This is a genomic window from Trichocoleus sp. FACHB-262 (assembly GCF_014696035.1).
Taxonomy (GTDB): domain Bacteria; phylum Cyanobacteriota; class Cyanobacteriia; order FACHB-46; family FACHB-46; genus Trichocoleus.
On the sequence record NZ_JACJPK010000086.1, the window covers coordinates 160810 to 181420 of the forward strand.

Consider the following 20611-nt stretch of genomic DNA (forward strand, 5'->3'; position numbering starts at 1 on the left):
CAGGGTCTGGAGGCCGCCCAACTGGGCTGTTTCTTACTGGGCTTCTCAACTGATAGGGCTCTCAACGTAACTCAAGTTTAGAGCCCAGAGTTTAGAGTCCAGATGTTATCAGCTTGGTTTCAACGAATGGCAGCGATCGAACTTCACTGCAAATGGAACTTGTCGTTGGTGGTAGCAGTCTCCTTCCTGATCCTTTTTCAGGGTCGCTGTAGCCGTTAATCATTGCAAACGTCGTCTAGGAAAATTGGCCGTGTATAGACAATCTCTTTTGGCCCTTAGTGTGCTGTGCTTAGCAGGCTTAGGTCTAGCCGCACCCGTAACTCAAGCCTATGAAGCAAAACAGACCCCAGCAACCAACCGCCATCAATCGGCGATCGCGAGCGGCTTAATCGCTCAATCTAGCGGGTCCAACAGCGAAGAACTAAGCCGACTGCTAAAGGAAGGACGGAAGTTGGTTGATTCTGGCAACTTCCCTGGTGCCTTAGCACTCTACGAGCGAGCTGCCAATTTGGATGGTAAGAATGCCAAGATCTTCTCTGGAATTGGTTACCTGCAAGCTCGACAAGGCAATTTCCCCGCTGCTGCTGCTGCCTACCGTCAAGCTGTGGCGTTGGATCAGAAAAATGCCGATTTTCAGTACGCCCTTGGCTATAGTCTGGCCAACTCTGGAGATAATCCGGGAGCTGCTGCCGCCTATCAACGAGCGACTCAGTTAGACGGCAAAAATATAGAAGCCTACCTAGGATTGGGGATCGTCTTAGCTCGCCAAGGTAATAACGATGGGGCGATCGACGCTTATCAAAAAGTCATTACCATCAACCCCAAGAGCGCTAAACCCTATGAAGCGCTTGGCTCACTGTTACTTCAGCAAAAGCGTTATCGGGAAGCGATCGCTACTTTACAGAAGGCGGCTCAACTAGCCCCCAATCGGGCCAGCACTCAAATTAATTTGGGCGTCGCTTTCCTGAATCAGGGCGATACCCGTGGTGGCATTACCGCTCTCGAACGAGCCGCCCAAATGGAACCCCGCAATGCTGATATTCACTTGCAGATTGGCAAAATTTTGCAAGACCAAGGCGATCGCCCTGGATCTTTGCAAGCTTATCAACGCGCCGTTGCGATCAAGCCTAGTTTGACTGAGGCCCATGCTGCGATTGGTGATCTTTATTTGGAGGACCAAAATTTCCTGCGGGCGATCGTAGCTTATCGCGAAGCCTTGGAAGCTAGCCCCGATGATGCCAGGACCGTTTACAACCTGGCTGTGGCTCTCAGAGGCCGCGATCGCCTAGACGAAGCCGAAGACACCTTCAAAAAAGCCCGCGATTTATTCAAGCGCCAAGGCGACAAAGCAGGCGAGGAAAAGGCCGAATCCGCCTTACGCAGTTTTAAGGACTAAAATCAACTTTTCGAAGCTACAGGTTCTTGCAAATGAACAGGGTTGGGGAAGACCCAATCTCGCGGCCAGAGTCTGAGAGTCGTTACTCCTAGGCTCAGCTTTAGGCTGCAAAAGGTGAGACTGCTCAATTCTTGGTTACGAGTGCTTATAAAGGCTGAGCGATTCCTAAATCGTGCCTCAGCGGTCTTCCCACCCCAAACCTCTGGAATGAAAGATTTCAGAATCATCTCCGAGCTAAAACTAATCAGCGAAAGCTCAATTTCCTGATTTACATAAATTCAAAAAGAAAGACGAAGCTGTAACAAGAAATATAAATCTGGGAAAACTTCTCTAAGCCCTTGACAACCTCACAGGGCGCTCAACTACCGAGAGCAATCTTCACCATAAATTTAAACAGTGCAGTTTACATTTATTAACAAAATGCAATAGTATGTATTTAGGTATATATCCTCAGTTGAGTATATATTCTTATTTGTCCTGATCGTGTTGACTCAGTCTGTCAAGGAAACCTTATACAGGAGCGGCGGGAGAAGCAAATTCCCTCTAGCTTGGGCTACTGGTTAAGCTGCTATCCCAATTATTCAATCATCGATTTCGAGAGCGCCTAGCACCATCTGGTCTGACCTCCCTTCAATCGGTAGACCTCCTATCCAATCGAGACGGATTGATTCAGCACCCTGAATGCCCTTCGTAACGAAACGACCGAATTATTAGGTCTTGACATGAGTACCCATTTTCCTTGGCTCACCACCATCATCTTGCTGCCTCTCGTGGCATCCCTGCCCATCCCCTTCTTACCTGGTAAAGACAACAAAGTTGTCCGCTGGTACGCCCTAGGGGTGGGTTTAGTAGATCTAGTCCTAACTCTCTTCACCTTCTGGCAGCACTACGATTTACAAAACCCCGAGCTACAGCTCGTTGAAAGTTATACCTGGATTTCCCAGATAGGTCTTAACTGGTCAGTCGGCGTTGATGGTTTATCGATGCCTCTGGTGCTTCTAACGGCTTTGGTCACGACCCTCGGCATCATGGCAGCTTGGCCCATCACCCACAAGCCGCGCCTGTTCTACTTCTTGATGCTGGCCATGTACAGCGCCCAGATTGGAGTATTCGCAGCTCAAGATCTGCTGATGTTTTTCCTCATGTGGGAACTAGAGCTGGTACCCATCTATTTGCTGATTTCGGTCTGGGGCGGTCAAAAACGCCTCTATGCAGCAACCAAATTCATTCTCTACACGGCGGTTGGTTCGCTGTTTATTCTCGTTGCCGCTTTTGCAATGGCTTTCTATGGCGACAACGTCACCTTCGACATGCGAGAGCTGGCCCTCAAGGACTACTCTCTAACTTTCGAGTTGATTGTCTACGCAGCCTTTCTAGTTGCCTACGGGGTCAAGCTCCCCATGTTCCCCCTACACACTTGGCTACCGGATGCTCACAGTGAAGCGCCCGCGCCTGTGTCCATGCTGCTGGCGGGTGTGATGCTGAAGATGGGCGGCTATGCCCTAATTCGGATGAACGTGGAAATGCTGCCAAACGCCCACGTTTACTTTGCGCCTGTGTTAGCTCTGCTCGGTGTAGTCAACATCATTTATGCAGGCTTGACAGCGTTTGCTCAGACCAACTTAAAACGCCGCATGGCCTACTCTTCTATCTCCCACATGGGCTTCGTCCTGATTGGGATTGCCTCCTTTACAGAGGTTGGATTGAGCGGGGCGATGCTGCAAATGATTTCCCACGGTTTAATTGCAGCGGCTCTATTCTTCCTGTCTGGGGTGGCTTACGAACGGACTCACACCCTGATGATGGACAAGATGGGCGGCATGGCGAAGCAAATGCCGATTGTGTTTGCTTTGTTTACCATGGGTTCGATGGCCTCGCTGGCGCTACCAGGCATGAGCGGTTTTGTCAGTGAATTGAGCGTTTTCCTCGGCTTTACCAGCAGCGAAGCTTACAGCGACCCCTTCAAAGTCGTTGTGGTGTTGCTGTCGGCAGTGGGATTGATTGTGACTCCCATCTACTTGCTCTCGATGCTGCGGGAAGTTTTCTACGGCACAGCTAGCCCTGAAATGGCTCAGGTCAAATTCTGGGATGCAAAGCCAAGAGAAGTGTTCATTACGGCTTGCCTGATTGTGCCCATTATCGGAATTGGTTTGTATCCTAAGCTGGCGACCCAAACCTACGACGTGAAGACCGTCGCGATCGCCGCTCAAGCCAGAAACTCCCTACCTCTAATTGCAGAGCAACCTCCCTCTCGCTTGTTCTCTCGCGTCTTGAGCGCACCTCAACTACAAACTCCGAAACCGAGTGAACTGCTGGGTGTGCTGAAGTAGATTTCTGCCCCATTAATTCAACGGACAACTTTGATTGTTGTCCTTGCCCCTGAAGTCAGCAGTATGATTTCAGGGGTTTTTGTTGATTGCAAGGATTGAAACTATGAAAGTTTGGACTTCTGTACTTCTGGCTCCCGTGGTTGCTTTAGTCTGGTCAGCAAGCGCCCAAGCAGCTCTACGCACCAAAGTTGTGGAGTATAAGCAAGGAAACACTGTGCTGGAAGGATATTTGGCTTACGACGATGCGGTAACAGGCAAGCGACCCGGTGTATTGGTAGTGCATGAGTGGACAGGTATCGGGCCTTATGTGAAGCGCCGCACTAACCAGCTGGCCAAGATGGGCTATGTTGCCTTTGCACCTGATATTTATGGCAAGGGCATTCGGCCTAAGAACCCGAAAGAGGCAGGCGCTGAAGCGACCAAGTATCGATCTAATCGCGCGTTGTTACGCGATCGCGCCAATGCTGGCCTCAATGTTTTGCGCCAACAACCTCAGGTAGATGCTAAGCGAATTGCGGCGATCGGGTATTGCTTTGGCGGTGGCACAGTCCTAGAACTGGCGCGTAGTGGCGCTGATCTTGCAGGGGTGGTTAGTTTTCACGGTAATTTAGACACCCCCAACCCAACCGATGCCAAGAACATTAAAGCTAAAGTTTTGGTATTGCATGGCGGGGACGACCCTCTAGTACCTGATGAGCAGGTGCAGTCTTTTAAGCAGGAGATGCGCCAAGGTAAGGTCAATTGGGAACTGGTGAGCTATGGCGGTGCCGTCCACAGTTTCACAAATGCCGAAGCAGGCAATGATGTCTCTACAGGGGTGGCTTACAACCGCACCGCCGATCGCCGCTCTTGGGAAGATATGAAGCAGTTTTTTACGGAGATTTTTGGAAATAGAAGATAGGGAGGAGTGAGAAGTCAGAAGCCAGGAGCAGAAGGGTTTTAGTTCCCCTAACTTCTTAAGCGATTCGCCTCTCATAGAGAATCGGAACTGTCTCTAGTGCTACTGACTTCTAACTTCTAGCCCCTTCCTTCTTCATCTCTCATCCCTTCTCTTTCATCCTTCCGTCTTCACCGCCTGCTCCTGCACCAAATTTGGGCGAGTCACATTTGAGGTAAAGAGATTTTGGAAAGCGGTTTTGCGACGGGCGACGTTGTTGGTGTCAAAGTTCCACATGGTTTCGTAGTAGAAGAAAGACACGCCCTTGAAGTCGCGATCGCGTACCGCTTGCACTTGGGCTTGGATTTGTGGAGTTGGCATCAATCGGTCTTTTAAGCCTGCCAAAATGCCAATCGCAACAGGAATATGTTGTTTTGCAGCTCGAACTTCAGGCTGATCGAGTTCTGAAATAAAGGTGTTTAAGTCAGTGCGATAAATCTGCAACAACAGTTCTTCTACCAAACCACGACGTTCCCACGTGGCCCAATCGGCCAAAAATTCCTCGTAGGAGAACTTTTGCGGATTGGGAGAGAGGGAAACGATCGCCTTAGGTTTACGAGCCTTAATCGCCTCAAACGTGCGAGCAAAGACCTGAGTAATTTTGTCGGCACGCCAACGAGTCCATTCGGCATCTTTGGGATCGCTAGGTGGGCTTTGGCCTTGATGTTCTTGTTGATAAAGCTTGACGGTAATGGGGTCGTAGCCAAACTGAGCAGGTAGCCCAAAGTGGTCATCAAACTGAATGCCATCAATGTCGTATTTGGTGACAATTTCGGTGACCAAATCGATCATGAACTGTTGCACTTCCGGCTGGAAAGGATTGAGCCAAACGCGACTGTGCTTGCCTTCTGCCCAAATCGTGGAACCGTCTTGTCGAGTGGTAAGCCAGTCAGGATGACGCGCCACTAAATCTGACTCGGCAGGAGCCATGAAACCAAACTCAAACCAAGGAATCACAGCCAGATTATTACGGTGGCCTTCTTCGACTGCTTCCGCGAGCATGTCTCGCCCTTGCAGGCCTGGTGTTGGGTCAACCTCGGTACCAATTACTTTTTTGGCGACTTGGCTAGGGTAGAGTGTATGGCCCCAGTTCCAAACAGTGGGGTAAACGGTGTTGAACTTGAGTTTCGCTAGGTCTTGTAAGTCATTCTTGAGGCGATCGCGGCTAAACAAGATCTCGCTATCGACGTTGGTGAGCCACACGCCTCGGATTTCGCTCGTTTTGTTAGTGCTTTGAGGCTGGGACTGAGGTTTATTCCCTGCCACATATTGAGCGGGAATTAGGGCGAGTTGACTAGTACCTGCTCGGCTCTGACAAATGGCCGCAGCTACATCGGCGCGGGTTGCTACTTGGTTGGGATTGAGGGATTTGGCGTTGGGATAGTTGACGACAATTTGCCTTTCAGTTGCTGCTGCGATCGCATTCCGAGCATAGTCAGGAATCGCCTGAGCATCGTTAAAGTTAGCACTCAAGGTCGTGGCAACAGGTTGAGCAGCTTTGTAGCCCAAGCCACCTGCTAATGCCACTAGAACTTGAGCCCGAGGAATGTTCTGGGCTGGTCTAAAAATTCGACCGGGATAACCGGACATAAACCCCGCACCAGATGCTTTATCAATCGATTGAGCCGCCCAATAATTAGTCGCTACATCACTAAATCGGATGGGTGCGGTCGGTAGGGTAGCATTAACGGCTCCCGGAAACGCTTTCACCACCATTGCGGCAAATTCAGCACGCGTGACGGGGGCACTGGGGCGGAAGCTACCATCGGGATAGCCACTAATGATTTTCTGATCAGCCAAATTTTCAATACAGTTCTGTGCCCAGTGACCTTGAACGTCCTTAAATTTAGTTGGGCTCGTTTGTGCGGTGGTGGGGGTCATCAAACCCGCTGCAATCACCATCGCGATCGCAGTCAAAAAGGTGGTGAGGAAGGTCAGCGGCGAGCGGGGTCGGTAGATTTTATGCATGGAAAAGTTCTGTAAGACCGAGGTGACAGGCAAAGACGAATGGATGGCGGCTTATCTCTCTTAATCCAATTAAGTTGCCCCAAATTCCGTCAAAAAAAGTGGGCCTCATCTAAGCCCATTTAATCCATGACTCTGAAAGTGATGCCACGGTGCCGCTCGCGTCGGTAATGTTACAAGGCGATCGCTCCTTACCTCAACCCGACTTACCACTTGCCTTGGCTTTGTAGCCTAGTTTGATCAAAATTTCTACGAGCTTCTGTGTGTGGTCACCCTGAATTTCAATCGCATTCTCTTTTACGGTGCCACCCGCTCCGCACTGGGCTTTTAGCTTTTTCAACAAATCGGCTAATGTTTCTGCCTTGGCTTGAAATCCTATAATTTCAGTCACCGTTTTGCCACCCTTGCCTTTCCGGGTCGCCTGCACCTTCAAGTTTTGTTGATTGGGCGGTAAATCGGGCACCCCACGCGCAAATGCATCAGGATTGGCAGAGTTACCAAACTCAGAGTAGACAACGCGATCGCTCTTATCAGTCGGCTTGCGCTTAGAAGAAGCCATAGTCAGAAGCTGCTTATTGCTGAGTAGAATTTGTGGGAGTCGTAGGCTCTCCTTTCACTCCCCCAATGTAAAACAACCGCGTCACCGCTTCATAGGCCCAATGGTCACGAGGCACATCGGAGAAGGGTGGCTCAAATTGCTCAATAGGGGTTTCGTAAACCTGAGGGATTGGCAGCGGCGCATCCTGACGGCGAATCGGATAACCCTCGTTTAGAGTCGGATCTACTTGCGTCGGTTGCGATGGAGATTCAGTAGGTGTGAGATCAGGCGTTTGAGCTTGAGCAGGATGAACGGCGATCGCGCTTCCAGTCAAAGTTCCTAAAACCAAGAGCCATCCTAAAGGACGAGCCAGAATTTTTTGCAGCATAGGAGGATTGAACGTGCGAACTTTATCTCCACGGTAGCGCGATCGTTTTGGCTGTTGCCCAATTTCATAACTCAGACAACCCCTAAATGCCGAGCTTCACCCGCATTACTTCATATAAAACCCGCGATAGTTCTCGCCGTTGTAGCACTTGTTTGTCGGCAGGAGTTCTCGCAAAAGCACGATCGTAGGCAGCAGGCAGTGCTTTTTTGACTAAGAACGAGAGTTGCTCGCGAGTAATCGGGCGTTCTGGGGCAAAACGGCGATCGCCCACACCAGCGGCAATTTGCTTCGCGACTAATGTTTCAATCATCGGGTAAGCCCAGCGGTAGTTAGGCAACACATCCACGAAGGTTGGCGTGGCAGGCGAAACCAGGTCAAAGCCCAACAGCTTGACCAATGCGGTCGCGACCACAGCTCGATTGACGCTGGCTGAGGGCCGAAAATGCAGATCGGTGTAGTTTTCACTGCGAATAATTCCAGCAGCGGCTAGAACCTGAATCGCTTCAAAGTCGGGATCATCGTGAGCAATATCATCAAACCAAAAGAGCGGGATGCCATTGCGAGCTAGGGTACCTTGCAGCTTGCGTTTGAGCGTTTCGTTGGTGGCAATATCGCGAACTTCTACTCCTGCATTGACGGCTAGAGCGGCTAAATAACCTCCTGCTTCTCCGATCGCCCACTCTACGGGGTGCATGCGATAAGCCGCGTTGGTAATGTGGGTAGTGCCGATGCTTTTGGCCGAGAGGATCAAGCCATCGGTGTTAATCGGAATCAAAGCGCCCAGAGGCAAGGTAAAAGGCAACGCAATCACGTTTTCGCCTGGCAAGCTGGCATGCCCTGGCTCGTCATTGCCGTGCAGATCAAGATAGTGGTACTGCCCAATGCCGACACTATCCTCAAAGCTTTTTGCTCTTGCCTGGCCAGGGAAAAAGGGCTTGGCGACATCTTCATGGCGAATTGTGGTGGCCGCAATGCCACGTCTAGCTTCGCGAATGTAAGGCTCTATGGCAATACCATCCCGAGTCCAAGTGAGGTCGCCGCGTGGTTTCAGGTCTGGGACTCCGTTGGTTTGCAAATAGTGAACGTAAGCACGGGCGCGATCGCGGGCTTGTTGAATATGGCGCTGCCGTTCTTCTCGGCTCATACCTACCAGAACCCCGACTCGATAGTCATTGCCACAGCACCAAGGCCCGTTTTCCCCATGTTGATGTTGGCCCCAGTTTAGGACGGTGACATCTCCAGGGCTAATTGTTTTCTCATTTTCGGCTGCTCGGGAAATTCGTCGATAGCGAAAGATGCCAAAAGGATTGAAAAACTCACGGGGTTGGGGTTCCCACTGTCCACGGCTTTTGTGCCAAAAGGCGCTTTGAAACTCTGCGGCATTTAGCCAAGGGCTGCTGTTATATCCAGGAGGAGCCCCGATCGCCACCCCACGTCCCGGAGCCGTCCGTTCGACAACAGCACCAAAGGTAAAAGATTGCTGACATTGGGGCAAGGCTCGTTCGGGCAAGGCTTGCTCTCCGGTTTCACTCCGGGCTTCCTGACCGACGCGAGATTCAATATTGCCTAGTTCTAGCAAGTCTCCCAACTCTGTCGCTTCTAGGATGACTCTGCTGTTGATCGTAAAGGTGTGATTGTTCTGGCGATCTTGAAACACAATTCCCGTCACGCGCCGACGCTGGCCTGGATCGTTGCTAGTCACGACTTTAATCGGTTCAGAAAAAGGAATCAGGATGAGCTTGCCTTGGGCGAGGTAAGGGGCGATCGCTTCGTTCATCGCGGTGGCGGCGACCACAGGGGTCGTGGCTAGGGGGCTGACCCAACCTCCGCCGGGATTGGCAACTTTTTTACCGTTGAGCTTTTGCAATTCCCGTTGGCGATCGCGGAAGCTGCGTTGGGTTTTAGAAATGGCAAACCGCTCGCCTTCGACTTGAAAGGGAGTGGCTGCTTGGCGCAGGAGATCGCCATCATCGGAGGCGGGGAGGGCTTGAGCGGTGAATTGTCCGCCAACTACGGCTTGGGGTTGGACAAGACAAACGGTGATGCCACTGCGTAGGGCTGCGAGGGTGGCAGCATAGGCGGCTGTGGAACCGCCCACAATCAGAATTGGGTAAGACAGCGATCGCCCATTCTCTGGCCTTGTGAAGGTGTTGGGGTCGAAGATTCCCCCTTGCTGGCGGACTGGCTGTGGTGTCGGCATGGCTTTAATTTGGCGGTTGAGAATGGTGGGATGCGGAAAAGCCTGATTTATGGATTTTAAGCAGGGTTAGGGGTTTAGCTTGGTTTGCCACAGCTTGATTTAAGTTCTGGGCAAAATCAAGACTTGAGGGCACCTGCCCTCAAACTCCCGCTGAGGGACGGCTGCGTCCCCCAGACCCCCTCCAGACGAGTCTAAGTGTGGGTGTTTTGGTACTTTGTTTTCGGCACTTTGTAATGCTTCACTCTCCCAACTCCCGACTCCTGACTTTTCATCCTTCATCCCTCCTCTTTCATCCTTTCCTGTTCCCTCCTTTTCTCGCGATCGCTGTTTCAGAACTAGTGGGATTTCCTATAATGAACCTGTCCCCTCACTGCGTCAGGTCTGTGACACGTACTCCTCTTTCTTCTACCCATCAATCTGCGATCGATAATCTTGCTGAAGTGATTACCTCGGCTCAGCGGCCTGATGCGCTAGGGCGGTTTGGTCAGTTTGGTGGTAAGTATGTGCCAGAAACGCTGATGCCAGCGTTGAGTGAGTTGGAGACTGCGTTTCATCAGTACTGCAACGATCCAGAGTTTCAGCAAGAGTTACAAGGCCTGATGCGGGACTATGTGGGACGGCCCAGCCCGCTTTATTTTGCGGAGCGGCTGACGACTCGGTATGCTCGTCCGGATGGGAGTGGTCCCCAGATTTATCTGAAGCGTGAAGATTTAAACCACACAGGCGCTCACAAAATCAATAATTCTTTGGCTCAGGCGCTGCTGGCGAAGCGGATGGGTAAGCAGCGGATTATTGCGGAAACGGGCGCGGGACAGCATGGCGTGGCGACGGCAACGGTCTGTGCTCGCTTTGGGCTGGAGTGCATCATCTATATGGGTGTGCACGATATGGAGCGGCAAGCTCTGAACGTCTTCCGGATGCGATTGATGGGCGCTGAGGTGCGTCCGGTGGCTTCTGGGACGGGCACGCTGAAGGATGCGACTTCGGAGGCGATTCGAGACTGGGTGACGAATGTGGAAACGACTCACTACATTCTCGGCTCGGTTGCAGGTCCGCATCCTTACCCAATGATTGTGCGCGACTTCCAAGCGGTGATTGGTCAGGAAACCAGGGCACAGTGCCAAGAAAAGTGGGGTGGTTTACCTGAGATCCTGCTGGCTTGCGTGGGCGGTGGCTCGAATGCGATGGGTTTGTTCCACGAATTTGTGAATGAATCGAGTGTCCGGATGATCGGTATTGAAGCGGCTGGAGAAGGCGTAGATACGGAGAAGCACGCAGCGACGTTAACTCGTGGTCGTGTGGGTGTGTTGCATGGGGCGATGAGCTATCTATTACAAGATCAAGACGGCCAGGTAGTCGAGCCACACTCGATTAGTGCGGGCCTAGACTACCCTGGCGTTGGCCCTGAGCACAGCTACCTCAAAGACAGCGGTCGAGCGGAGTACTACAGCATCACGGACGCAGAAGCACTAGATGGCTTCCAGTTGATTTCTAAGTTGGAAGGAATTATTCCCGCTTTGGAAACGTCTCATGCGATCGCCTACTTAGATTACCTTTGCCCCCAACTCGAAGGTAGCCCCCGCATTGTGATCAACTGCTCTGGCCGTGGCGACAAGGATGTGCAAAGTGTGATCAAATACCTGAAGCTGGACGAGCAGAATTCCTAGGGATTCTACCTTTTGCCTTTCGTAGGGGCGAAGCGTTCGGCAATAGTACTTTGGGCAACTCCAAAGACTCTCAACCGAATGCTTCGCCCTTACTTTGAGAAGCGCGATAAGGGCTACGCCCTCGCAAGCGATCGCCAATTAGGGAACCATTGTTCTAGTTACAAGTCCGAATAGATCGGGTGTTAGCTTGAGAATCTTTTCTCTCCTCAAAACTTGACTGACTCAGGGTTGCATGCACCTCATCTACCATTTCTGACTTGCTCTAGATCAAATAGGAGCCATGTTTCATGATGCGACCCCTCCTGACTGGGATTGCTTGCAGTGCCGTCGTGATGACGGGTGGATTGGTGGGAGTTTTCACTCACCAAAATCCTGCCCCTGCCATCACCAAATCTCTTAGCCCAACGGCTCAGCCTGCTCACTCACACACACAACTACTCGCTCAAACCCCAACAACGGCTAGTTCACTCACCGCTATTGAAAAATCTGCTTTTGATCAGATCAATAAGTACCGTGCTTCCAAGCGCCTACCTGCATTAACTTGGAACGCAGCGATCGCGGAGCAATCTCGCAAACACAGCCAAAACATGGCCAATGGTAAAGTGCCATTCAGCCATGATGGATTTCAACCACGAGTCGCAGCGATCGCTAAAACAGTAGCGTACAGAGGGGCGGCTGAAAACGTTGCTTATAACCAAGGCTTTAGTGATCCTGCGACTAAGGCAGTGCAAGGCTGGATTAAAAGCACGGGACACCGCACCAACATCGAAGGCAACTACAACGTCAGCGGCATCGGTGTGGCCAAAAACGCCAAAGGCGAATATTACTTCACTCAGGTCTTTATTCGTTCGCGATAACGGATAGTCTCAGGCTCTTGTAGCCCATACAATAAGAGGTGCCCTGCTGCTGTGGCGGTTTCGGGCACTTTGTTTATGAGCGGTTGAGCGATGGATTTTGAAGACTTTCAGGTTTACGATCGCGACTTACCTGAAGCAGCATTACAGCAATACTTACCCGCCGAAGCGATCGCGGTTGATACAGAAACAATGGGTTTACTACCCCACCGCGATCGCCTTTGTTTAGTCCAACTCTGCGATCCTCAAGGCCGAGGAGCCGTGGTGCGGATTGAGCGTGGCCAAACGGAGGCTCCCCATCTCCAGGAATTGTTAGAAGCGCCGACAGTAACAAAGGTGTTTCACTTTGCCCGTTTTGACATCGCCACGCTGAAGCACAATTTGAGTATTCAGACCGCACCCATCTTCTGTACCAAAATCGCCAGTAAACTAGCCCGCACGTATACTCCACGCCACGGTCTGAAAGATGTGGTGCAAGAGTTGGAGCGAGTAGAGCTAGATAAAAGTGCTCAAAGCTCGGACTGGGGCAACGCAGCCAATTTGTCAGACGAGCAACTGCGCTACGCCGCTAATGATGTGCGCTATCTTTTGAGCGTGCGCCAGAAACTCATAACCATGTTGCAGCGAGAGGAGCGATGGGATCTTGCCCAGCAATGCTTTAACTGTCTGCCGACCCTCGTGGCACTGGACTTGCTGCAATACAAAGACTTGTTTGAGCACTAAACCTACAAAAAGCACCCTTTTAGCGTTGAAAGGCGGTCAGCGTCGCTTCAATCGGGTAGCCCACGGCTTTCCAGGCGGGCAAGCCACCTCGTAACTCTGATACCTGGCGATATCCGGCGGCCCGTAGTTTAGCAGCGGCTTCTGCGGCTTCTTCATCAATATCGCCGTAGATGTACAAGTCGCGATCGAACTCTAGGGAATCTAGGGTGCGAGCGGGAAGCTCGGGCAGAGGCATAGAAATTGCGCCCGTGATGTGGCTGAGGTTGAATTGGCTGCGATCGCGTACATCAATGATTGTCAGTGCGGGTTCACCCCAATCTAAGCGAGCTTTGAGGTCGTAGACGCGAGACTTGGACCGTAGCGCTGGGGGCCGAGGGAGAAGGCTAAAGAACGCGTCCATGTGGAGAATGCCAAGTAGCTTTGCTTGCAATCTAACAACTGATTTTGCGAGCTGCAAAATTTTATGTAGAAACCTTGACTTTTGAACCTTGATTTGGTGTCTCGTTTAAAGCGGCAACTGCTCAGCTAAAGATTAAAAATGGGGCGTCACCTCAAGGTGGCCCCGAAATCAATCTAGCGCTTAAAAGCAAGACACCAGACGCAGCAAGGGTTCAATGATTAATTATTGGAAATCAATTTCTTGCTTTTGAGTGTGATTGGCGAGCGCAGAGATCACGTTGTATCCTTCGGGTCCAGGAGGTCTTTGAGAGTCCTCAGCACCGTCAGTGGCTCCATCTATTGCTTTCCACGCTTCCAAGCCACCTTTTAGCTCAGCCACATTGAAGAAACCAGCGCCCCGGAGGGTTTGGGCTGCTTGAGCCGTTTCTTGCTCGTTGCCACCATACACATAAATGTCGCGGCTGGGTTCTAGGCTGGACTGCGCCCAAGACACCAACTCATCCATTGGCATGGACATGGCTCCAGTGATGTGGCTGGCGTTAAAGCTGTTGCGATCGCGAGCATCTAGAATCGTCAGTGCAGGCTCACCCCACTCCAAACGAGACTTGAGGTCATGCACCGAAGATTGAGCCTTCAGGCCAGGAGGGGTAGGAGTGACATTGGGCAAAGCTTCTTTAGCATGTTCAATTGCATCTGCGACCTTATGGGTTGCGTTATCCGCAGCGTGAGCAGCATTATCTACGGCACTTCTAGCTTTATCTTGCATATTTTCCATAACGAGCTTATTAATCGAATCACATCATCTGAACTGTAATCGCAAGCCCAAAGGCAATCGATCCCCCCTGAGTAGTAAGGTCAAAAAGTTCTCCCTTTGGAGAGATCGCATACCTTTCAAGTGCGTTCAAAAGCAAGGCGATCGCACTCGAAACCTAGCCCCGCTCCAGCAGATCTGTCCTCTAAACTGGATCTATGGCACCCAGAATTCAGACCCTACCGCTAGAGGTAGTCCATTTAATTGCGGCTGGAGAAGTGATTGATTCTCTGGCGGCAGTTGTGCGGGAATTAGTCGAAAACGCCCTAGACGCAGGGGCAACCCGCATTGCGATCGCGCTCTGGCCAGAGCAATGGCGAGTCCGAGTAGCCGATAATGGCGCTGGCATGGACTTGGCAGATTTGAAACAAGCCGCCACGCCCCACAGCACCAGCAAAATTCAAGCGAGCGAAGACCTGTGGAAGATCACCAGCTTAGGATTTCGGGGGGAAGCGCTACACAGCTTGGCTCAGTTGGCAGAACTAGAAGTTTTGAGTCGGCTCCATAGTAATCAAGCAGGTTGGCAAGTCAGCTACAACACTCAAGGAGAGCCAATTCGAGTTGAGCCTGTCGCGATCGCCCCTGGTACCGTCGTCACTGCCAGCAACCTGTTTGGCATCTGGCCCGCCCGTCGTGAAGGTTTACCCTCGCTAGCCCAGCAGTTACGTGCGATTCAGCTCGCCATTCACCAGATCGCCCTCTGTCACCCGCATGTTACCTGGCAAGTCGAGCAAAGCGATCGCCCTTGGTTCTCGATTTGGTCTGGAGAAGATGCCAAGCCAGTTTTAGCCCAGATTCTACGAAGCAGCCACCTCAGTGACCTACATGCTATAGCGATCGCTAGCCCCAGAACCGCCACTATCCCAGAAATTCCCAACCCTGACACTTCAAGCCTAGAAAAGCTGCAACTAGTCCTAGGCTTGCCAGACCGTTGCCATCGTCGTCGTCCCGACTGGGTGCGAGTTGCCATCAATGGCCGCATCGTCAAAGCCCCAGAACTAGAACAAACTATTCTGGCCGCCTTTCGCCGCACCCTCCCCCGCGATCGCTACCCGGTTTGCTTTGCCCACTTGCAGGTTCCCCCTAACCACATCGACTGGAACCGCCATCCTGCCAAAGCCGAAGTCTATCTGCATCACTTAAGCGATTGGCAAGAAGCCGTCACCCAAGCGATCGCCCAAGCCCTGCACTTCAGTCCAGCCCAACTCACCGAGTCCTACCATTCCGAAAGAGTGGGACAACTCTTGAAAGTTGCCGAAGCCGATGGTGTGTATCAAGTCAGCCGCACCATTCCCGTAGAAACCGAAGCCACTGTTACAACTGATGACTCAACCAACCCGACCGTCACCAATCTTCTAGAACTAAGAGCCGTCGCCCAAGTCAGCAATACCTACATTGTTGCCGAGCATCCTGCGGGCATGTGGTTGGTAGAGCAGCACATTGCCCATGAGCGCGTCCTGTATGAGCAACTGTGCGATCGCTGGCACATCGTGCCCCTAGAACCCCCCGCCATTCTCAATCAACTCTCCGCCCCCCAGCGCGAACAACTGCAACGCCTAGGGCTAGAAGTCGAGCCATTTGGTGAACAACTCTGGGCAGTCCGCACCGCCCCCAACCTCCTAGCCCAGCGCGAAGACTGCCCCGCCGCCCTCTGGGAACTCAGCTTGGGCGGCGACTTAGAATCCGCCCTCGTTGCCACCGCCTGCCGCAGCGCCATCCGCAACGGCACCCCCCTCACCTTGCCAGAAATGCAAACCCTCCTCGACCAATGGCAACAAACCCACCGTCCCCACACCTGCCCCCACGGTCGCCCCATCTACCTATCCCTAGAAGAAACCGCCCTATCCCGCTTCTTCCGTCGCCATTGGGTGATTGGGAAGAGTCATGGGATTTGAGGGGAGGGATGAAGGATGAAAAAAGTAGGGACAAGAAAATCTAAAAGGATCGAAACACGTACACTTAGACTCGTTTGGAGGGGGTCTAGGGGACGCAACCGTCCCTCAGCGGGAGTTTGAGGGCAAGCGCCCTCAAGGCTCGGATTTCAAAACTTCAACTCAGACCACCAAAACTACTGCGACAACGTACCCGCGCTAAATTCCTGACAAAAACTATCCACCACCCGATCCAACGCCACCGCCCTCGATGCCTTAAACAGCAAGCGATCGCCCGGTTGCACCAATTGCTTTAAGCGCTCCACCACGGCCTCAGACCCATCAAACTCCTCCGTTGTAATCCCCACCGCTCCAGCCGCCATCGCTGCACTTTCCGCTGGATCAGCCAAAATCAACAAATGATCTAAACGTAATTGAGCTGCCATCGCTCCCACCTGCTGATGAAACTCCGGCGATCGCTCCCCCAACTCCTTCATCGTGCCCAAAACCGCAATACGACGCTGACCCGGCGTTTGGGCTAGCAACTGCAAAGCCGCAATCATCGATTCCAAACCAGCATTGTAAGTCTCGTCCAAAATCACCACATCATTCGGTAGCTCATGGCGCTTGGCGCGACCACTAGGCAACTCCACCACCAGTCCCGCCTGCAAAGGCTCCCAGCTAATATTCAAGCTTTTGGCAACCGCCAGAGCAGCCAAGTAATTGAGAGCATTGTGCTGTCCCGGTAGAGGTAAAGGAAACTGCATCCCCTCTACACTTAAAGTGCTGGTATCTAATAACTGTCCTTGGAAGTCCCCGCCTGCTAAACCATAACTGATGGTCTTTCCTGACCAGACCGTTGCCGCAGTGGGTAACAACAGGGGACTGTCGTGGTTGAGAATTGCTGTCCCTGTGGGAGCCATTTCCGCCAACAACTCACACTTGGCCTGCGCGATCGCTTCCTCAGAACCCAACCGTCCAATATGTGCCGTCCCCACATTCGTAATCACCGCAATGTCAGGCCGCGCAATTTGCGTCAGCAAAGCAATTTCTCCCGGACCTCGCATGCCCATTTCAATCACGGCATAGTCATGGTCTGGCTCTAGTTCTAGTAGAGTCTTCGGCACCCCAACTTCGTTGTTGTAGTTGGCCTGGGTTTTCAGGACTCGTCCCTGGGTTGCCAGCACCGCACTAATTAATTCTTTCGTAGTGGTCTTGCCCACCGATCCGGTCACCGCCACCACCGGAATCCCGCACTGGTCTCGCCACCACCGCGCGATCGCTTGGTATGCCTGCAACGTGTCCGTCACTTGAAGCAGAGGAAAAGCCCCAGTATTTTCCCGTGGTGGAGTTTCTTCATAAGCTTGATCCACGATCGCCGCGATCGCTCCTTGGTCTAGAGCGGCACCGACAAATCCATGCCCGTCAAACTTTTCGCCCCGCAAAGCGACAAACACTTCTCCCGGCTGGAGACTCCGAGTATCGGTGCCAATGCCGATTGCTTGCTGCGCTAAATCCGCGCTAGAGAGGTTAAGGGGTATAGCGTGCAGAATCTCTACGAGCTGGGATAAGGTGGCACGACAAGGCATAAGACGGCAGTGATTGAAACAAACTAGCTGTGATCATACCGCTGCCTGCTCCTACCCACGGATAATGTGCCCCTAAGCCAACCTGAAAAATTTTTGATGAATTTATGCCGATCCTTCCGGAAAGGGCTGAACTGTAGTTGTATTACTCAATGGAATAAATTTCTGTTCCTGTGTCTACAAGCTTTTCAGCGCTTGATTGACTGTCCTGTACTCCACATGCCAAACAGGAAGCTAGTCAAAAAAGCAGTTAACTTGTAGACTTCAGAGGGTTGAAAACTTCACCGAATCTTTAAACGATCGGTGACTTCAGTCACATTGACCAGTGATCTCACCCAGTACGATGGGAGAGTACTAGGATCGAGTCAGTATTGAAGTTTACAAGCTTTTCTTGTAAACCGAGTTTTCTCCTAAGTATTTACGTCAATCTTTTATTTGTTGCTAATAAATCAAGCCTTACAAAATTTTCGCTTAGCCTCCTTTCCCCAGTGTGGGAGCGCAAACTAACGTGACTACTTGGATGGGTCAGTACAATCGAGAGATTACACCAGAGGAGCAGAAGCTTTATGATCACTTGCTCTTCTGCGTCGAGCATGAGTCGCCTCAGCAGCTAATTAGCCGCTTTCGGTCACTGTTTATTGATGGCATTGGCTATCCAGAACGCGAAATTACCGTTGCGCTCGATCAGCTCATTGCGTCTAAGTTTGCCGAGCAAGAATTCAAGTTTGTCTTAAATCGTTGCTGTCACATTTTAATCAACCGTTGGCAGACGCGATCGCAGTTGCAGCAGCCAATTTTGGAATTGGTGGCGCTGTTCGAGGCTCCTTCTGCCCGCCCGATTACTGAGGTGTCTCGCAGCAAATCAGTCAGGCGCTTGCGGGAACTAGTTGTCTTGTTTTGCCAAAGTGAGTACTGTGCTACCCTGCGACGTTTAGCGCGAGTCATTATTCAAACTAATGAAGCGCAGCAGCAGGATAACCGTTCTCTCGGAACGCTGATTCGGCGCTATCCCTATCTTTATGACCACTGCTTGCTGAGCGAAGACAGTTCTTACGAGCATCAGCAAACAATCCGTCAGATTCAAACTCAGGTTCAGCGACAATTTGAAGTGGATCTGTCGCAGTACGTCACCTATCGAGTGCGGCAGTCTCAAACCGTACGCTTGTCACCGACCTTGATAGAAGCCCGCCAACTTCAAGCGGTGAAGAATCCGACGCTGTTGAGTGATGACGAACTCTACCAGGCTTTGCAGCAATTTGCGGGGCGAGTAGATGGAGATGCTTCTTATCGAGATTTAGCTCAACGCTTTTTGCTCAACGCAAAGTACACGCCATCCTATGCGACGTTTAAGGATGACTTGTATGAATACATTGTGGCTGCGGTTGATCCAGAGTACGGTAAGCGACAATTCAACAATCAGCTTTACCTGCATCTGCGCAATACCCTGCCAGATAATCATGACCAGCGGTTGAATGAGTTTCTGCTGATTAGAACTTGCGCTTATCTACTCAACTTCTTAGTCGTAGAAAGTGCTCAGCGCCCTAACCACTTTGTTTTTGTCGATCTGATTACCAACTTGGGGGCTACTGCCGCAACCGGGTTGTTGCTGAAGATTGTATTGCTTTGCCGTAAAGTGAAGCCTTATTTAGAAAAGCGCTTTTCTATTTTGTTCAATCACTACGAAGCTTGCGCTCGTGAAGGGGTGCATTGGCTAATTCAAGCTTTGGAAAACCTAAATGTGGCCCTTAGCACTAATTTTGGCGTGGTAGACCTCTCCTACATTCATCAAGTCGTTCAATAAACCCAAAGTATTAATTGATACCAACCTCTGAAGGAATTGGGGCGATCGCTCTCCTCCTTAGGTTTGGTGAGGTGCGATCGCCAGCCTCCACTTAACTGTGCTGCTAACTGCGCCAAGAATGACTCACTTTATTCAGTTGCATCACATCCTCGTCGCTGAGCGTCCAGCCTAAAGCCCCCGCATTTTGTTGGGCTTGTTTGGCGTTCTTAGCACCTGGGATCGGGATGACTCCACCTTGAGCAATCAACCAATTCAGTGCAACTTGAGCAGGTGTCCGACCATACTTGGTGCCTAAATCTTGAAGCAGATGGAGCACAGGCGCAAGTTTCTGGCGACCGTCGCGGCTAAAGCGAGAATCCCATTGGCGGGCTCCAGTAGGTTCTTGGTAATTTTCTGCGGTGTATTTGCCAGTTAGTAAGCCTTGAGCCAAGGGGCTGTAGGCCAAAATCGTGACTCCTAATTGCCGCGCCATGTCCAGAATGCCATTGGCTTCAATCTGCCGAGTGATCAGGGAGTAACGAACTTGATTCACTGCTAAAGGCACACCCCGCTCAGCTAGAATTTTGTGCGCTTCTCGCATTTGGTCCGCCGAGTAGTTGCTCACGCCGATAGCAGCAATTCTGCCTCGCTGCACTTCATCGGCCAAAGCATTCATCAAGGTTGACTGGCTCATAAGGAAGGTGAAGGGCCAGTGAACTTGGTAGAGGGCAATTTGGTCTACTTGCAATCGCTTCAAGCTTTCCGTAAGAGCGTCAGTGACAGATTGCCCGCCAAAGCGCCAAGGAGCAGGACCGTATTTGGTGGCGATTTGTACGGGTTGTTGAGCTTGCTTCATAAACTGCCCCAGCAGCTTTTCCGACTCACCAAATCCGTAGACTTCCGCAGTATCAAAGAAGTTGACTCCAGCTTCTAAGGTGGCTCGGAAAGCAGATTCAACTTCGGTTGAGCCATAATGACTGCCGTAGTTCCAAAACAGCTTATCGCCCCAAGCCCACGTACCAATGCCTAAAGCAGGTACAACCGGACCTGTGGGGCCGAGCTTTATTGTTTGCATACTGTGACCTCTAACCTCTTTACTTTTCGTTATGTGCTTAGAGTGTAACGTTCTACAAAAGGCTGGAGAGGCTTTGAGTTAAGCGTTCCAG

General features: G+C 51.5%; 16 protein-coding genes. 8 read left to right on the forward strand and 8 right to left on the reverse strand.

Annotated features, from left to right (window positions below; all coding sequences use genetic code 11):
- Positions 1 to 250 precede the first annotated feature (250 nt).
- From H6F68_RS18225 to H6F68_RS18235, 3 genes are all read left to right on the forward strand, one after another.
- Positions 251 to 1396, forward strand: a complete 1146-nt coding sequence (locus H6F68_RS18225; RefSeq protein ID WP_199300159.1) for a tetratricopeptide repeat protein — start codon at positions 251 to 253, stop codon at positions 1394 to 1396.
- 722 nt (positions 1397 to 2118) lie between these two features.
- A complete protein-coding gene (locus H6F68_RS18230; protein WP_190561170.1) occupies positions 2119 to 3726 on the forward strand; it encodes an NAD(P)H-quinone oxidoreductase subunit 4 in 1608 nt (535 codons plus the stop codon).
- 103 nt (positions 3727 to 3829) lie between these two features.
- Positions 3830 to 4627, forward strand: a complete 798-nt coding sequence (locus H6F68_RS18235; protein ID WP_190561171.1) for a dienelactone hydrolase family protein — start codon at positions 3830 to 3832, stop codon at positions 4625 to 4627.
- 153 nt (positions 4628 to 4780) lie between these two features.
- Here H6F68_RS18235 and H6F68_RS18240 read toward each other — a convergent pair whose 3' ends face one another.
- The 4 genes from H6F68_RS18240 to H6F68_RS18255 form a co-directional block, all read right to left on the reverse strand.
- Positions 4781 to 6631, reverse strand: a complete 1851-nt coding sequence (locus H6F68_RS18240; protein ID WP_190561173.1) for a family 10 glycosylhydrolase — start codon at positions 6629 to 6631, stop codon at positions 4781 to 4783.
- 193 nt (positions 6632 to 6824) lie between these two features.
- Positions 6825 to 7187 carry a translation initiation factor gene (locus H6F68_RS18245; protein ID WP_190561175.1) on the reverse strand — a complete coding sequence of 121 codons (363 nt, stop codon included), beginning with the start codon at positions 7185 to 7187 and terminating at the stop codon, positions 6825 to 6827.
- 13 nt (positions 7188 to 7200) lie between these two features.
- On the reverse strand, positions 7201 to 7554 hold the full coding sequence (locus H6F68_RS18250) for a hypothetical protein (RefSeq protein WP_190561177.1): 354 nt from the start codon (positions 7552 to 7554) through the stop codon (positions 7201 to 7203).
- An 82-nt stretch (positions 7555 to 7636) separates the two neighbouring features.
- The gene (locus tag H6F68_RS18255; protein WP_190561179.1) at positions 7637 to 9754 is read right to left on the reverse strand and encodes an FAD-dependent oxidoreductase; all 2118 of its coding nucleotides are present in this window, start codon (positions 9752 to 9754) and stop codon (positions 7637 to 7639) included.
- A 383-nt stretch (positions 9755 to 10137) separates the two neighbouring features.
- Here H6F68_RS18255 and trpB point away from each other — a divergent pair, with 383 nt between their 5' ends.
- From trpB to H6F68_RS18270, 3 genes are all read left to right on the forward strand, one after another.
- Positions 10138 to 11421, forward strand: coding sequence for a tryptophan synthase subunit beta (gene trpB, locus H6F68_RS18260; protein WP_313930190.1), 1284 nt, complete (start codon positions 10138 to 10140; stop codon positions 11419 to 11421).
- A gap of 287 nt (positions 11422 to 11708) precedes the next feature.
- Positions 11709 to 12278 (forward strand): CAP domain-containing protein, encoded by a 570-nt coding sequence (locus H6F68_RS18265; protein ID WP_190561183.1) that lies wholly within the window; start codon positions 11709 to 11711, stop codon positions 12276 to 12278.
- A gap of 90 nt (positions 12279 to 12368) precedes the next feature.
- Positions 12369 to 12998 carry a ribonuclease H-like domain-containing protein gene (locus H6F68_RS18270; protein ID WP_190555084.1) on the forward strand — a complete coding sequence of 210 codons (630 nt, stop codon included), beginning with the start codon at positions 12369 to 12371 and terminating at the stop codon, positions 12996 to 12998.
- A gap of 19 nt (positions 12999 to 13017) precedes the next feature.
- On the opposite strand, the gene H6F68_RS18275 is transcribed toward H6F68_RS18270, so the two are convergent.
- Together H6F68_RS18275 and H6F68_RS18280 are read right to left on the reverse strand one after the other, a co-directional pair.
- On the reverse strand, positions 13018 to 13398 hold the full coding sequence (locus H6F68_RS18275) for a rhodanese-like domain-containing protein (RefSeq protein ID WP_190561185.1): 381 nt from the start codon (positions 13396 to 13398) through the stop codon (positions 13018 to 13020).
- Between the two features lie 222 nt (positions 13399 to 13620).
- On the reverse strand, positions 13621 to 14172 hold the full coding sequence (locus H6F68_RS18280; RefSeq protein ID WP_242065563.1) for a rhodanese-like domain-containing protein: 552 nt from the start codon (positions 14170 to 14172) through the stop codon (positions 13621 to 13623).
- A 194-nt stretch (positions 14173 to 14366) separates the two neighbouring features.
- Here H6F68_RS18280 and mutL point away from each other — a divergent pair, with 194 nt between their 5' ends.
- The gene (mutL, locus tag H6F68_RS18285) at positions 14367 to 16103 is read left to right on the forward strand and encodes a DNA mismatch repair endonuclease MutL (RefSeq protein WP_190561187.1); all 1737 of its coding nucleotides are present in this window, start codon (positions 14367 to 14369) and stop codon (positions 16101 to 16103) included.
- Between the two features lie 173 nt (positions 16104 to 16276).
- On the opposite strand, the gene murF is transcribed toward mutL, so the two are convergent.
- The gene (murF, locus tag H6F68_RS18290) at positions 16277 to 17668 is read right to left on the reverse strand and encodes a UDP-N-acetylmuramoyl-tripeptide--D-alanyl-D-alanine ligase (protein ID WP_190561189.1); all 1392 of its coding nucleotides are present in this window, start codon (positions 17666 to 17668) and stop codon (positions 16277 to 16279) included.
- Positions 17669 to 18185: 517 nt separating this feature from the next.
- Between murF and H6F68_RS18295 the strand changes: the two genes are divergently transcribed.
- Complete coding sequence (locus H6F68_RS18295; RefSeq protein WP_190561191.1) at positions 18186 to 19466, forward strand: hypothetical protein; 1281 nt, start codon at positions 18186 to 18188, stop codon at positions 19464 to 19466.
- A gap of 103 nt (positions 19467 to 19569) precedes the next feature.
- Here H6F68_RS18295 and H6F68_RS18300 read toward each other — a convergent pair whose 3' ends face one another.
- The gene (locus tag H6F68_RS18300; RefSeq protein WP_190561193.1) at positions 19570 to 20520 is read right to left on the reverse strand and encodes an aldo/keto reductase; all 951 of its coding nucleotides are present in this window, start codon (positions 20518 to 20520) and stop codon (positions 19570 to 19572) included.
- Positions 20521 to 20611: the final 91 nt, after the last annotated feature.

What these genes read in the sequence shown, in the direction of transcription:
- H6F68_RS18230 (WP_190561170.1), top strand. Translation starts at nt 2,119, where the DNA reads ATGAGTACCCATTTTCCTTGGCTCACCACCATCATCTTGCTGCCTCTC.
- H6F68_RS18235 (WP_190561171.1), top strand. Translation starts at nt 3,830, where the DNA reads ATGAAAGTTTGGACTTCTGTACTTCTGGCTCCCGTGGTTGCTTTAGTC.
- H6F68_RS18240 (WP_190561173.1), bottom strand. Translation starts at nt 6,631, where the DNA reads ATGCATAAAATCTACCGACCCCGCTCGCCGCTGACCTTCCTCACCACC.
- H6F68_RS18245 (WP_190561175.1), bottom strand. Translation starts at nt 7,187, where the DNA reads ATGGCTTCTTCTAAGCGCAAGCCGACTGATAAGAGCGATCGCGTTGTC.
- H6F68_RS18250 (WP_190561177.1), bottom strand. Translation starts at nt 7,554, where the DNA reads ATGCTGCAAAAAATTCTGGCTCGTCCTTTAGGATGGCTCTTGGTTTTA.
- H6F68_RS18255 (WP_190561179.1), bottom strand. Translation starts at nt 9,754, where the DNA reads ATGCCGACACCACAGCCAGTCCGCCAGCAAGGGGGAATCTTCGACCCC.
- H6F68_RS18265 (WP_190561183.1), top strand. Translation starts at nt 11,709, where the DNA reads ATGATGCGACCCCTCCTGACTGGGATTGCTTGCAGTGCCGTCGTGATG.
- H6F68_RS18270 (WP_190555084.1), top strand. Translation starts at nt 12,369, where the DNA reads ATGGATTTTGAAGACTTTCAGGTTTACGATCGCGACTTACCTGAAGCA.
- H6F68_RS18275 (WP_190561185.1), bottom strand. Translation starts at nt 13,398, where the DNA reads ATGGACGCGTTCTTTAGCCTTCTCCCTCGGCCCCCAGCGCTACGGTCC.
- H6F68_RS18280 (WP_242065563.1), bottom strand. Translation starts at nt 14,172, where the DNA reads ATGGAAAATATGCAAGATAAAGCTAGAAGTGCCGTAGATAATGCTGCT.
- mutL (WP_190561187.1), top strand. Translation starts at nt 14,367, where the DNA reads ATGGCACCCAGAATTCAGACCCTACCGCTAGAGGTAGTCCATTTAATT.
- murF (WP_190561189.1), bottom strand. Translation starts at nt 17,668, where the DNA reads ATGCCTTGTCGTGCCACCTTATCCCAGCTCGTAGAGATTCTGCACGCT.
- H6F68_RS18295 (WP_190561191.1), top strand. Translation starts at nt 18,186, where the DNA reads ATGGGTCAGTACAATCGAGAGATTACACCAGAGGAGCAGAAGCTTTAT.
- H6F68_RS18300 (WP_190561193.1), bottom strand. Translation starts at nt 20,520, where the DNA reads ATGCAAACAATAAAGCTCGGCCCCACAGGTCCGGTTGTACCTGCTTTA.